Below are 12,987 nucleotides of genomic sequence, written 5' to 3' on the forward strand. Positions count from 1 at the left end.
ACCATGCCCGCATCAATCAAGGATCTTGGCCGTTATGCGGCTTTGCCCTGGCACTGCCTGCAACTGCTGACCCATGCCAAATCGTTCGAAAACAACCCGGTCCTCGGCAGCGCCCGCCTCAATGCCCTGGGCCTGCACGTGCAGCGCCGGCAGTTGGCGATGGGTATGGCAGCCATGCGCCGCCGCGCCTTGGCGCCACGGCTGAATGCCGACGAATTGGCCAGTTTCGAGGAGCAGGGTTTTTTCGTTCGCGAGAACGCCCTGCCCGCCGAGCAGTTTGCCGCCCTGCGTGCCGAACTCGGTGAACTGCGCAGTACTGGCTGGGAAATGCGCCAGGGCAAGGCGGTGACCCGCCGGGTCAGCCTTGACCAGGATGTGCTGGCGCGCAATCCGGCCAGCGCCGCCTTCGTCGCCGACCGTGGAGTACGCGATCTGATCGCCTATGCCTCGTCGAACACCGGCGGCATCACCTATCAGTTGCAGTCGATCGTGATCGATGGGGTCAACGCCGAGCAGGACCCGCAGACGCGCCTGCATGCCGACACCTTTCACCCCACCGCCAAGGCGTGGCTGTTCCTCGATGATGTGGCCGATGACCAGGGTCCCTTCAGCTACGTGCCGGGCTCCCATCGCCTGACACCGGAGCGCCTGGCATGGGAGTATCGCCAGAGCCTGGGTGCGGCCCGTTCCGATGAGCAGATGCACCGTGAGGGTTCGTTCCGTATTCATGAACATGAACTGGCCGCACTGGGCCTGCCGGCACCACGACGCTTTGCGGTCCCGGCCAACACCCTGGTGATCGCCGACACCTCAGGCTTCCACGCCCGCTGCCCCAGCCTGCGCCCAAGCCACCGGGTGGAAATCTACGCCAGCCTGCGCCGCAACCCATTCATTCCCTGGCGCGGCGCCCACCTGTTCGCCCTGCCAATGATCGCCAACCACCACATGCGCTGGGACATCCGCCTGAAACGCCTGATGGGCTTCGACAAACGTAGCCACTGGCGCTTCATCGAGCAGCTGAACGCTTACGAAAAGCCGTATATCTGAAATCAAACGACAGGAGCGAGCCTGCTCGCGAAAAACCTGAGACCGCCGCGCGACATCAGGCTCATCGCGTCATCGTTGACGACCTTCGCGAGCAGGCTCGCTCCTACAGGACAGGCGGCAGACCACAAAATCTGCGGTCACCGCGCAACCTGTGGGAGCTAGCCTGCTAGCGATGGGGCCATCAGCAACACTGCATCAACTTCATCGCCAGCAGGCTGGCTCCCACAGGAACAGCGGGCGCCCACACAATCGCCTGCACATTTAGATCACCCAATCTTCGCCAATTCCTCGGCAACGATGGCCACGGTCTGGCGGATTTGCTCTTCGGTGTGTTCACAGGAGACGAAGAAGCGCACCCGGGCGACGTGTTCCGGGACGGCGGGATAGAGGATCGGCTGGGCGTTGATGCCGCGCTCGAACAGGGCGCTGGACAGGCGTCCGGCCTTGAACGAGCTGCCGGTGATCACCGGGATCACTGCCAACCCGGTGCTGGTGGCGGTGTCCAGGCCGGCGGCTTTGGCCAGGCGCAGGAACAACTCGCCCCGGGCCTGCACGGTCTGCACCCGCTCACGATCGTTGGCCAGGCAACGCAATGCAGCCAGCGCCGAGGCCGTGGTGGACGGTGGCATGCCGACGCTGTAGAGAAAGCCCGGCGCGAGGAATTTCAGGTGCTCGACCAACGCCGTATTGCCGGCAATATAGCCACCGCAACTGGCGAGGGTTTTGCTCAGGGTACCCATCCAGATATCCACGTCATCCCCGGCCAAACCGAAGTGCTCGCGAATCCCCTTGCCGGTCGCCCCCATCACCCCCAGCGAGTGCGCTTCGTCGACCATCAGGAAGGTTTTGTGCTTACGCTTGATGTCGACGAAACGCGGCAGGTCCGGGTAGTCGCCGTCCATGCTGTAGATGCCTTCGACCACCACCAGCACCCGCTCAAAATGCTGGCGCTGCTCGCCGAGGATTCGATCCAGGGCCTGCCAGTCGTTGTGGGCGAAACTCAGGCGGCGCGCGCCAGACAACTGGATGCCCTGCAACACGCTGTTGTGGATCAGCTCGTCGTGCAGCACCAGGTCACGGGGACCGAACAGATGACCGATCGTGGTGACGTTGGTGGCATGCCCGCTGACGAAAACGATGGCATCGTCGACCTCATACAGCTTGGCCAGCTCACGCTCCAACTCACGGTGCAACGGACGATCGCCGGACACCAGGCGACTCGCCGACACCGAGGTGCCGTAACGATCGATCGCTGCCTTGGCCGCCTCGGCCACGTCCGGATGCCCGGAGTAGCCGAGGTAGTTGTAGCTGGCGAAGTTCACGTATTGCTGCGCACCGATGCGGGTCTCGGCACCGGCCAGGCCCTCGTGCAGACGAAAGAACGGGCTGCTCAGGCCCAGGCGCGCGGCGCCCTGTTGCATCACGCGCAACTGCTGATAGCCGGGATGCAGGTCGAACCGATAGAACGCTTCCGGCACCTTCAGCGCCGCCTGTTGCGCCTGCTCCAGGGTGGCGCCGCCCGCCGCGTCGCCCACCTCGCTGCGACGGCGTTCCAGCGCTTGCTGGATCAGCCGCTGCTTGATACCGACACTCAGGCCGGTGGGCGTTTTTACAGTCATCGAACTATCACTCAATCAAACGGTTAGGTGTTGCAGCGCTGTCGGCCAATTCGGCGTTGAGCTCGGCCATTTGCTCTGGGCTCAATTCAGTGCCGTGACGGGCCAGGACGTTTTCTGCCAGGGCGGCCGGCGCCGGGGCTTCGTTGGTACCCGCTTCGCCACGCAGCAAATCGAGAATGCGCACGGCAAGCTTGTCGATGCTGGAACTCTCACTGAGCTCCATCACAGGCAGGCGAATACCAAAGCGCTCTTCGAGGGCGACCACCAACTCGACACTCATCAACGAGTCCAGACCCAATTCCTGCAATGGCCGCTGGGTGTCCAGACGGGCTGCCGGCAGGCGGAGGATTTCGCAGACTTCGTGCTTGAGCAGCTCGACGAAGCGCTCCAGCAGTTGCTCGTCGTCCAACTCAAGCAACATGCGCTGGATGTCTTCGGCGTCGTTGTCGTCGTCCTGATCACCGCCATGAGCGCGCACCAGTTCAAGGAAACGCGGCGTGCTGGCGCTCGGCAGGAAGCGCGACAGGGCTTTCCATTCCAGCTCCAGTACACCCATACCGTCGTCCCCCTTGAGCAACATCTGCTCGAGGTGAGCCAGAGCCACTTCAGCACGCAGGGCAGCACCGCCCATGCGGCTTTGCAGCGCATCCTTGATCTGCTCGTTGCGCGCAAGGAAACCGACGTCGTCGATTGCGCCCCAGAGCACGGCAGTGGCCGCCAGGCCCTGACCGCGACGATGCCGCGCCAACGCTTCGAGCCAGTGGTTGGCTGCGACGTAGTTGGCCTGCCCCGGGTTACCGAACAGGGTGGTGGCCGAGGAGAACATCACGAAGAAGTCCAGCGGCAGCTCACGGGTCAGTTCGTGCAGGTACTGCGCACCTTTGGCCTTGGGCTCCAGCACGCGCTGCAGTTGCTCGCCGTCGAGGTTGCGAATCAGGCCGTCGTCGATCACCGTCGCCGCGTGCACCAGGCCGCGCAACGGGTAACAGCCGGCAGCGATACGTTCAAACACCGCGCGCACTTGCTGCGCGTCGGTGATGTCGCAGGCCAGGGCCTGAACGTCGATGCCTTGCGCCTTCCAGGCCTCTAGGCTCGGCTGCGCCTCGACACTGGCCGGGCCGCGACGACCGAGCAGCACCAGGTGCCGCGCGCCTTTGTCCACCAGCCACTGCGCGGTGCGCAGGCCGAAACCACCAAGGCCACCGGTGACCAGGTAGGTCGCCTCGCCACTCAGTTGCAACTGCTGCAGCGGCTGCTCGCGGGTTTCCACCAGGCGCTCGATCGGGTTGCCGTAGGTCACCACGATCTTGCCGATCTGCCGCGCCTGCTGCATGTAGCGGAACGCCTCGACCACATGATTGGCGTCGAACTCGCGGAACGGCAGCGGATGCAGGATGCCTTGCTCGAACAGCTCCATCATTTGCCCGAACAGACGCCGGGTCAGCTCCGGTCGCTCACTCATCAACTGGTCGGCATCGATGCCGAAATAGCTGATGTTGTTGCGGAACGGACGCAGGCCAATGCGGGTGTTCTGGTAGAAATCGCGCTTACCCAGCTCAAGGAAACGCCCGAATGGCTTGAGCACGCGGAAATTGCGGTTGATCGCTTCGCCCGCCAGGGAGTTGAGCACCACGTCGACGCCCCGGCCACCGGTCATGGCCAGGATCTCGTCGGCATAGGCCAGCGAACGCGAATCGAAGACCTTGTCCACACCCAGCAGGCGCAGGAAGTCACGTTTCTCGTCGCTGCCGGCGGTGGCGTAGATCTCGGCCCCGCACCATTTGGCGATCTGGATCGCAGCAATACCGACGCCACCGGCGGCGCCATGGATCAGGACCTTCTCACCCGGCTCCAGGCGCGCCAGGTAATGCAGCGCGTAGTACACGGTGAAGAAGGTACTTGGAATAGTCGCTGCAGCCTCGAACGACATCCCTTCAGGAATGCGCGCCACGGCGTTGGCATTGGTCACCAGGCGGTTGGCAAAACTGCGCGGACCGAAGCCCACGACGCGATCACCCGGGGCGAAATCGCCGAGCACCGAGGCGCCCTTGCCATGTACCACGCCGGAGAATTCAAAGCCCATGGTCGGACCGGAGAAGCCGTTCTCGATGGCCTCATCGGACAACAGGCCGAGGGCGAACATCACGTCGCGGAAGTTCAGGCCGGTGGCGCGGACTTCGATGTCCAGCTCGTCAGCAGCCGGCGCAGTCAGCTCACGGGCTTCCCAGCGCAGGTTACGCAACTGGCCGGGCAAGTCGAAACCGAGGCTGATGCGCGTCTTGCCGTCGTCGCTGGCGCGCACCTGATCCTGCAACACACGCAGGCGCGGCACGTAGCGCTGACCGTCGGCGTTGATCGCCAGTTCGCTCTCGCCATCAGCCTGCAACAGCGCCGGGACCAGGCTGCCGATCGACGCGCCGTGCGCCAGGTCGAGCAGGCGGATCCGGCAACTGGCGGATTCATTGGCCAGGGTCCGACCGAAGCCCCACAGCGCGGCATCGGCAATCGCGTCGACGCTCGCCGCTTGTGGCGCGGCGTACAGGTGGCCGGCGGCGCCACGGGTCAGCAGCCAGCATTGCGGCGCCAGCGCCAGCGACTCGCACGCCTGCACCAGCGCAGCCGCCAGCATGCAACGGGCGCCCTGGGCATCGAGGCCCTGGTCAGCGTCCAGCCCAGCCAGATGCAACACGTGCTCTGGCGCCTGGTCCATGGCGGCCAATTGCTCGGCAATCGCCTGGGCATCGCCGGACTGCAACAGACTGACCTGCTGGCCTTGCTCGCGCAGGGCCTGGACCAATGGTTCGGCGTTGGCCTGTCCGAGGTCGGCCAACAACGCCCAACGCTGCACAGGGATTTCCAGCATGCCCGCGCGCTCGCCGGCCTTTTGATCGGTCAGCAACAGGTAGCTGCCACAGGCATGGCCGGGCAGCGCTTCGAGGGTATGACTGACACTCAAGCCGTGGCGTTGCAACTCGTGGGACCAGAACTGCGGACGCTGCTGACGCGACAGTGCCTGCTCCGGGCCGGCCAGCCACCAGTCGGCCTGGGCACCGAACACGAAGTCGGCCCAGCGCGACGGGTACTGAGCGAGCATCGCCAGTTGGCCGTGCGGATTGAGATGACTGGCGGTCTGGCGCAGGGCTTCACCGACGCTATCCAGCGGCGCCAGGTCAGATGGCAGCAGCACCCAGTCGTAAGCCTGGGCGCTGTTCAGTTGATCGAAACCGAGCACTTCCAGTGCGGGGCACTCGTCGCCGAGCATTTGCACCAACTCCGGCTCTTGCACACAGTAGCTGTAGTCGACCCGGTCGAAATCGATCCCGGCGTATAGCGATTCGGCAAACGAAGGCCCGCCAAAGCCGAATTCCAGGACCCGCAGACGCTGCCCGGCGGGCAAGTCGGCGAGGCGTTGGGCGAGGGTTTCGCGCAGGCCGGCGAGCAAACGCTGCTGCCCCGCCGCACTCAGCACCAGGCGCGCCAGATTGGCCGCGCTGGTTTCCCGTGGCAGCAGCTGTTCGAGGGTTTGCGTGCCTTCGAGCAACGCCAGCAGGTGGCGGCCGATACGGCCCACCGAATGGATGATCTGGAAGTGCTCCGGATAGCTCTGGAACAGCTCCTGCCAGATCGCCTCGGAAGCCGGACGCTCTCCCACATCGGCGATCGACCAGTTGCCGGCGGCATCCACATTCAGGCTGCCATCGTTACGCCCCTGGCGCAGCAAGGTGCCGAGGAACTCACTCGGTACCCCGTTCTGCTGCGACCACACTGCAACCTGCTCGGCGCTCAAGCGACCGCCCAGTTGCTCGATCAGGTCCAGCACAAAGCTCGAACACAGGACATCGAGCAGCGGCTCGACTTCATTCAGGTAGCGCACCTGCACCGGCTCGTCACTCAAGCCCCGCAGATGGGCCGCCAGCGGTGTCGAATTCGACGCCTCGCGCAACACCGGCACTACCTGGCCCGGCGCCGCCAGACCGACATGGGCCAGGCGCTTGATGTCGTGGGAGCGATCACGCTGCAGGCGCACACCCCGGAAACGAGCGTCCTTGATGCACAGCACCGCCTCGCCGGCGGCATCGTAGAGGGTGAAATCCACCAGCAGCGAGTGCTCGGTGCGCTTGAGCTGGCGCACTTCGGCGAGGCACGGCACACCGCCGGCCTTGGCGAATGCAATGCGTCCCAGCTTGACCGGAATGAACGCCAGGCCCTTGTTACTGCCTGGCTGGCCGACCAGCAACTCAGTGATCAACTGGAAGGCACCATCGAGCAGCGCCGGGTGCAGGTGCAGCGACGGCAATTCCTCGCGGATCGCCTCGGGCACACGCAATTGGGCGAGGATGTGCGCCGGCTCGACCCACACCGCCGCGACCGCCTGGTAGGCCGGGCCATAATTGAGACCCACCGCCTGGGTCAGCGCCAGATGTTGTTCACCGGTGAAATCCGCTGGACGTTGTGGCAAAGCCGGTGCACGTCCGCCGAGCATTACCCCGCAGGCTTCGCCCGGCAGACGCGCGACCACGTGCTGCACCCACTCTTCACGCTGGGCCAGGGTGCGCGAGGTGATGCGCAGGGTGCCATCGGCTTCCTCGATGTTGACCCGGATCTTCTTGCTGCCTTCGTTGCCAAGCAGCAGCGGGTTATGGATTTCCAGCTCTTCGATATCGACGAACTCACCCGGTTGGTGCAGCAGGGCCACGGCCAGCGCCAACTCGGTAAAACCGGCACCGGGGAACAGCACTGCTTCACCGACCTTGTGGTCACCGAGGGTCGGGAACAGCTGGGTGTCGAGACGGTTTTCCCAGGTTAGCGCGCGGTCGGCCAACGGGTAACCGAGCAACGGGTGGACGCGCTCGCGCTGCAGCACGCCGAACGACTCGGCGCTGACTGGCAGCTCAAAACGCTCGCGTTGCCAGGCGTAGTTCGGCAGGCGCACGTTGTTGCCAGCCACCGGGAATTGATGCTGCCAATCGGGCTCGGCGCCGGCGATCAGCAGGCGCGCGACGCAGCGTTCCAGCAGCGCCGGACTCTGGTCATTGCGCGCCAGCGTGGCGATCACCTGACCGAGCAGCTCGCGCTGGGTCAGAGCATCGGTCACGTAGGAACGCAGAATCGGATGCGGACCCACCTCGACGAACAGGTTGAAGCCCTGCCCCACCAGCTCATCCATTGCACCCTGGAACAAGACCGGGAAGCGGATGTTCTGCCACCAGTAACGGCTGTCGAGACGCTGGCCTTGCAGCTCGCCGCCGACCACGGTGGAGAAGAACGGAATATCGGCGTTGCGCGGGCGGATGTGCGCCAGATCGGCAATCACTTGCTGCTCGATCGGGTTCATCGCCGGCGAATGGAAGGCGTAGTCGAGGGCCAGGCGGCGGACGAACACTTGACGCTCGGTCAGCGCCTGTTCCAGCTCGGCCAGGGCCTCTTGCGGGCCGGCCACGGTAGCGCCTCGGGCGCTGTTCTCGCCGGCCAACACCACTTGATTGTCCAGCCCCAGTTCCACCAGCACCGCTGCGGTGGCTTCACCGCTCAGGCCCACGGCGGCCATCTGCCCAGTGCCACGGGTCAGGCCCTGCAGGCGACTGCGGTGGTAAATGACTTGAGTCGCGTCTTCCAGGCTCAGCGCGCCGCTGGCCCAGGCCGCCGCCACTTCGCCGACGCTGTGGCCGATCACCGCCGCCGGATGGAAGCCTTCGGCCGCCAGCACGCGGGTGACCGCGACCTGCAGTGCGAACAACGCCGGTTGCGCGATCTCGGTGCGCACATAGCGATCTTCACCGTTTTCACCGAGCAATTCGGCGCGCAGCGAATAGCCGGCCAATGGCTGGAACAGCGCATCGACCTCGGCCACGGCGGCAGCGAACAGCGGGTTGCCAAGCATTGCCTGGCCCATGCCCTGCCACTGCGAACCGTTGCCGGAATACACCAGCACCGGGCCCTTGACCTGCTCCAGCGCCTGCCCCACCTCCAGCACTGAGCTCAATTCGCTGAGGCTTGGGTCTTCGGCGTAGTCAGCCAAGGCTTGTGCGGCTTTAACCGGGTCAGACTCAATCAGCACCAGGCGATGCGCGTGGGCATCGCGACGGAACATGGCCTGGTAGGTCACGTCGTAGTAATTGGCTTGCGACTGTGCCGCCAGGAATTCGGCAAAACCTTCGGCCGTGGCCCGCAGACCTTCGGCATCCTTGGCGCTGAGCATCAGCGGCAGGCGTCGTGATGGGGTAGCTGTCTTCGATGCAGGCAACGACTCGGCGCTCTGCAGAATCACGTGCGCGTTAGCGCCACCAAATCCGAAGGAGTTGATGCCGACGGTCAATTGCCCGGCCGATTTCAGAGCACGGCTTTCGGTCACCACTTGCAGGTTAAGGTCAGCAAATGGAATGTTCGGATTAAGTTCTTCGACGCCAATGGTCGCCGGAACCTCACGCTGGATCAGGCAATTGAGCGCCTTCATCAGGCCTGCAACGCCGGAAGCCGCCTCGAGGTGACCCAGGTTGCTTTTCACCGAACCGATCGGCAGCGGATTGCCAGCACCGCGGGCCTGACCCAGCGCTTCGCCAATGGCCCGGGTCTCGATCGGATCGCCGACCGCTGTACCGGTGCCATGGGCTTCCAGGTAGTCCAGTTGCGCCGGATCGATTCCGGCCTTGGCATAAGTGCTCTTGAGCAGTGCGGTCTGGGCATCGGCACTCGGCAGAGTCAGGCTCGATTTGCGCCCGTCGGTGTTCACTGCACTGCCGGCCACCACCGCGAGAATCGGGTTGCCATCGGCCAGCGCCTGGTCGTAATCCTTGAGCAGGAACAGACCACCGCCCTCGGAGCGAGCGTATCCGTCGCCGCTCTGATCGAACGCGTGGCAACGGCCGGTCGGCGAGAGCATCGACGCCTTGGCGAAAATCATGAAGCCGAAGGGGTGCATGTGCAGGCTGATGCCACCGGTTACCGCCTGGTCGATATCGCCACTGATGATCGCCTGGCAAGCCTGGTGGAAGGCCACCAACGATGACGAACAGGCGGTATCGATGGCCATGCTCGGGCCGCGCAGGTCATAAAAGAACGACAGACGATTGGCCGCAATACTTGAGGTGTTGCCGGTAGCGGTCGCGGCATCGATCGACGCGAGGTCTTCGACCAGGCGATAGGATTGCTCGACACCACCGATCCCCAGGTAAACCCCGCAGTTGCTGCCGCGCACGCTCGACGGCTTGATGCCGGCGTTCTCGAAGGTTTCCCAGCACATTTCCAGCAGCATGCGTTGCTGCGGATCCATCACCATGGCTTCGCGCGGCGAGATATTGAAGAAGCCGGCGTCGAACGCACTGATATCGCCCAGGGAGCCTGCGGCGAAGGTGTAGCTGGTCGCAGGATTGGTCTTGTCGGGGTGCAAGAACTCGTTATGCGCCCAGCGCGAAGCGTCGACCTGGGTCACCAGGTCCTGGCCCGACATCAGGTTTTGCCAGAAACTTTGGGTGGTCGAACCGGGGAAACGAAAAGAACAACCTACAACCGCTACCTGTCTACGCTTTGTCAAAACCCATTCCTTTAATCTCTACCGGGCACCGTCCTATCCAGAGGACAGCCGCATGCCTGGCCGATATATTTTCTGGCAAGTCGTTAAACGTCACCTAAAGCTGATCTTTTTATCTGGAGGTTGCCATGCTTAGCACGCGAGGTTGCATGGCAGATGTCCCGCTGGTTACCCAATGGACACGTTCAGACATATTTGTAGGAATAATACGCGGTCTCGACGGCAAGGGAAAACGCTAAGCGATGGATGCCGGGTAAAATGTTCGTCATGGTTCATTGAGCCAGGGCCTGGCTGATTAGTATCGAAATGCCATCCTCCTGCCTTGAATCCGGCAACACGCAACCCATTGATGATCCACAGCAACACACCCGGCCATCAGAGTTGTCTACTATTCAGGCACGTACTCAGGAGAGGCACCGACATGATGAGCAAGGCAGACCAACTCGCTGCAAAACTGCGTAACCGCTTGCAACGTACCGACCATAGCGACACCTGCGCCGACACCGCGATCGACCATTGGCCGACCCAGGTCAACGACCTTTACCAGCAGATCGAACACTGGCTGACGCCCCTGAGCGAAGCCGGCCTGAACATCCGTCGCAACCCCACGCACGTCCACGAAAGCCATCCAAGCGGCGCGACTTACGAATACGCCATCGACCAACTCCTGCTCGAAGATCTGCCCTACACCATCACCTTCGACCCCATCGCCCGCTTCTCCACCCAGGCCGAGGGCCTGATCGAGATTCATCTGCAAGGCAAACATTACCGCGTGCTACGCACGAGCGATGAGCACGGCGAGTCGGTATGGCACCTGCAGAAGGTTCCGCCGCTGGGACAGGCAGCCCAGGCACCGGTGGCGTGGAATGAGGAGAATCTGTTGTGGGTTGTTGAGGAGGGGTTGGGGCTTTAAAGCCCGTTATCGGACGCCAGATTGTCAGGAATAATCTGGCTTGCCGCCCAGCCGTTCACGCATCGCTGCACTCGCCGCCGGCCCCGGCTGCACCGTGCACTCCCCCAGCGCCAGCAACCGCCCATCACTCAGATCCGCCATCACCGGCTCCACGCGCCGCCCCGTCGCGCGCTCAACAATCTGCACACTCTCCCCTTCCGGCGCGTAGTGCCGATTTCCCCAGGCGACCAAGGCCAGCAACACGCCACCAAAATCTTCGCCCTTGGCGGTTGGCACATATTCGTGGCGCAAGGGTCGCTCACTGTAGGCGCGACGTTCCAGCAGACCGTCCTCGACCAGTGAGCTCAGGCGGCGCGTCAGCATGTTCGGGGCGATATCCAGACTGCGGATAAACTCGTCGAAGCGACGCAAGCCGTGCAAGGCGTCGCGCATGATCAGGATGCTCCACCATTCGCCGACCCTCTCCAGGCTACGGGCAATCGGGCATTCGGCATCGGCCAGGGTCTTGCGCTGCATGCTGCTTCTTCCTAGTGATTCAGGTATTTGTCGTACAGTCATGTTACTTTCATCATGATAGTAACGTCCATAGGTCACTACCGCCGATAAGCTGAAGGAGTTTGACCCTCATGAGTAAACGCATTGTTGTCACTGGCATGGGCGCACTGACCCCGCTGGGTTGCGGCGTCGAACAGGTATGGCAACGCCTGCTGCAAGGCCAATCCGGCATCCGTCGACTGCCGGAATCGCTAATTGGCGACCTGTCCATCAGCATTGGCGGCCAGGTGCCCGATCACCTCCAGGATCCCGAGGCCGGGTTTGATCCTGACCAAATACTGCCGGCTAAAGAGCAGCGCAAGATGGACCGCTTCATCCTGTTCGCCCTGGCAGCCGCCAAGGAAGCCCTGACCCAGGCCGGCTGGGCACCGCAAACAGAGGAACAGCAAACTCGCACGGCTACCATCATTGCCTCGGGCGTCGGCGGCTTCCCAGCCATCGCCGAGGCGGTGCGCATCTCGGACACTAAAGGGCCACGGCGCTTATCACCCTTCACCATTCCGTCATTCCTGAGCAACATGGCGGCTGGCCATGTATCAATTCAACATGGCTTGAAGGGGCCGCTGGGCGCGCCGGTTACGGCATGTGCCGCGGGCGTTCAGGCGATTGGCGACGCGGCACGAATGATCCGCGCCGGGGAAGTGGATATCGCAGTGTGTGGTGGTGCAGAGGCGACTATCCATCGGGTGAGTCTGGCGGGATTCGCTGCGGCACGGGCGCTGTCCAGTGACTTCAATAACAGCCCCGAACACGCCTCGCGCCCGTTCGATGCCGCCCGCGACGGCTTTGTCATGGGCGAAGGCGCGGGCCTGCTCGTGATTGAAGAGTTGGAGCACGCTCTGGCTCGCGGCGCGACCCCCATCGCTGAACTGGTCGGTTACGGGACCAGCGCTGACGCCTACCACATGACCGCCGGCCCGGAAGACGGTGACGGCGCACGCCGCGCCATGGAGCAGGCATTGCGCCAGGCAGGCGTGAAAGCCTCCCAGGTGCAACACCTGAACGCCCACGCCACCTCCACGCCAGTGGGCGACAAAGGTGAGCTGGCAGCCGTCAAAGCCCTGTTTGGCACCCACAGCGGCCTCGCCATCAGCGCCACCAAATCCGCCACCGGCCACCTGCTGGGCGCCGCCGGAGGCATCGAAGCGATCTTCGCCATCCTTGCCCTGCGCGACCAGGTCGCCCCCGCCACCCTCAACCTGCAAACCCCGGACAGCGCCGCAGAAGGCCTGGACCTGGTGCACGGCGAAGCGCGGCAGATGCCGATGGAGTATGCGCTGTCCAATGGGTTTGGCTTTGGCGGGGTGAATGCGAGTGTTTTGTTC

At 63.6% G+C, this 12,987-nt stretch carries 6 protein-coding genes; 3 read left to right on the top strand and 3 right to left on the bottom strand.

Annotated elements, in window-relative coordinates; genetic code table 11:
- Positions 1-3: 3 nt before the first annotated feature.
- Positions 4-1,047, top strand: coding sequence for a phytanoyl-CoA dioxygenase family protein (locus NR126_RS25700; protein ID WP_027619431.1), 1,044 nt, complete (start codon positions 4-6; stop codon positions 1,045-1,047).
- 266 nt (positions 1,048-1,313) lie between these two features.
- Here the strand turns inward: NR126_RS25700 and NR126_RS25705 are convergent, their stop codons facing one another.
- Together NR126_RS25705 and NR126_RS25710 are read right to left on the bottom strand one after the other, a co-directional pair.
- Positions 1,314-2,666 carry an aminotransferase class I/II-fold pyridoxal phosphate-dependent enzyme gene (locus NR126_RS25705; RefSeq protein ID WP_027619432.1) on the bottom strand — a complete coding sequence of 451 codons (1,353 nt, stop codon included), beginning with the start codon at positions 2,664-2,666 and terminating at the stop codon, positions 1,314-1,316.
- Between the two features lie 7 nt (positions 2,667-2,673).
- Positions 2,674-10,197 (bottom strand): type I polyketide synthase, encoded by a 7,524-nt coding sequence (locus NR126_RS25710; RefSeq protein ID WP_256832233.1) that lies wholly within the window; start codon positions 10,195-10,197, stop codon positions 2,674-2,676.
- Positions 10,198-10,618: 421 nt separating this feature from the next.
- On the opposite strand from NR126_RS25710, the gene NR126_RS25715 reads away from it, so the two are divergent.
- The gene (locus NR126_RS25715) at positions 10,619-11,107 is read left to right on the top strand and encodes a hypothetical protein (protein WP_027619434.1); all 489 of its coding nucleotides are present in this window, start codon (positions 10,619-10,621) and stop codon (positions 11,105-11,107) included.
- A 24-nt stretch (positions 11,108-11,131) separates the two neighbouring features.
- Here NR126_RS25715 and NR126_RS25720 read toward each other — a convergent pair whose 3' ends face one another.
- Positions 11,132-11,623 carry a helix-turn-helix domain-containing protein gene (locus tag NR126_RS25720; RefSeq protein ID WP_256832234.1) on the bottom strand — a complete coding sequence of 164 codons (492 nt, stop codon included), beginning with the start codon at positions 11,621-11,623 and terminating at the stop codon, positions 11,132-11,134.
- Between the two features lie 110 nt (positions 11,624-11,733).
- On the opposite strand from NR126_RS25720, the gene fabF reads away from it, so the two are divergent.
- Positions 11,734-12,987 (top strand): beta-ketoacyl-ACP synthase II (fabF, locus tag NR126_RS25725; RefSeq protein WP_256832236.1); only part of this gene is annotated, 1,254 nt, incomplete at its 3' end.

Origin of the sequence: Pseudomonas sp. Pse1 (genome assembly GCF_024519635.1) — a bacterium.
Classification (GTDB): Bacteria; Pseudomonadota; Gammaproteobacteria; order Pseudomonadales; family Pseudomonadaceae; genus Aquipseudomonas.

Bases quoted from the DNA above. Each gene is read 5' to 3' on its own strand.
- NR126_RS25700 (WP_027619431.1), top strand. From the start codon at position 4: ATGCCCGCATCAATCAAGGATCTTGGCCGTTATGCGGCTTTGCCCTGG.
- NR126_RS25705 (WP_027619432.1), bottom strand. From the start codon at position 2,666: ATGACTGTAAAAACGCCCACCGGCCTGAGTGTCGGTATCAAGCAGCGG.
- NR126_RS25715 (WP_027619434.1), top strand. From the start codon at position 10,619: ATGAGCAAGGCAGACCAACTCGCTGCAAAACTGCGTAACCGCTTGCAA.
- NR126_RS25720 (WP_256832234.1), bottom strand. From the start codon at position 11,623: ATGCAGCGCAAGACCCTGGCCGATGCCGAATGCCCGATTGCCCGTAGC.